The sequence below is a fragment of the Vibrio sp. YT-16 genome, assembly GCF_033337405.1.
In the GTDB taxonomy this organism is placed as follows: domain Bacteria; phylum Pseudomonadota; class Gammaproteobacteria; order Enterobacterales; family Vibrionaceae; genus Vibrio; species Vibrio alginolyticus.
In genome coordinates this window covers 1-1028 of the sequence record NZ_JAWOQQ010000165.1, presented here as the reverse complement: position 1 = coordinate 1028, position 1028 = coordinate 1, and the positions used below count along the sequence as shown (strand labels likewise).

General features: G+C 44.6%; 2 protein-coding genes. Both read left to right on the top strand.

Annotation, left to right across the window (positions count from 1 at the left end; translation table 11 throughout):
• On the top strand, window positions 1-737 hold a 737-nt coding region (locus tag R7F07_RS25495; RefSeq protein WP_318110707.1), incomplete at its 5' end, for a DNA repair protein.
• Window positions 738-861: 124 nt separating this feature from the next.
• Window positions 862-1028, top strand: a 167-nt coding sequence (gene miaE, locus R7F07_RS25490; RefSeq protein ID WP_318110708.1) for a tRNA isopentenyl-2-thiomethyl-A-37 hydroxylase MiaE, incomplete at its 3' end; no start/stop codon positions are given.

The following is a 1028-nucleotide window of genomic DNA, read 5'->3' as shown; positions in this document are numbered from 1 at the left end:
TAGCCATCCTACTGGTATTAATCCTAGGCTATAACATCATGTTGCAATACAAGGTTAAAGTTGAAACCGCCAAAAGGCAGGAATCGGCACGCTATGTTGCACTTATTGATGGCACTGAAGAACTGATTGGTCACGCACACCATATTCCTTTTAGTAAGGAGCTTCTGCTGTGCCTAAACAATCGTATTCTTGATGCACTAGAAAGCATGCATGAGCTTGACCCGAAAAATAAGCAGCTCACTCAACGCATAGAGAATATGAAGCAGCAAATCGGACAGCTAAAAGAAAACGGTCCGACTGGTGAAAGTACCTCTTTCAAAATGCCAAGCAGCGATAAGCAAGCCATCGTGATGCTTAAGCTGGTTAAGCGCCTTCGTGACACCGTTCGAAACGAGCACAACAAAGGCCGATTAGACACCCAGACTTACGTAACCGAAAATGCGCGTTTGGAAACGATGCAAATTCGCATCAACATCGAAAACGTGATAAAGCGAGCGAACGATTCCATTGCTCGCGGCCAACCGGGTACTGCGTTACAACTGCTTCGCAAAGGTATCGATGCGCTGAGTACAAAAAGCGATCCGTACTCCATCCAAGCAAAACAAAAGCTTGAAGAGATGCTTGGCGACTTAGACAAAAAACGCCAAGACAAAAGCGATGCAGAAATGCAGCAAATGGCAGACAAAGAGCGTGACAACGACATGGAAGCACTCTTCGGCGAGAAGAAAAAGTGGTAATATCCCCACCAGCTTTTCGCCCTATCCGATTAAAGGCTGCGTTTGCAGCCTTTTTTCTATCCAGATTTCCGTTTTACTCATGCTCTGGATGAACCAAATTTGAACGTAACATACTAAAAATAAAATGATTAATCTCGACGCCTATCAAGATCTTCTTGCTCCTATCAATCAATTTCTGCAATGCAGCACACCCAACGAATGGGTTGAAGAAGCAAAGAAACCAGAAAACTTGCAGACCGTTTTATTGGATCACTTACTGTGCGAGCTGAAAGCAGGTCAGGCAGTCATGTG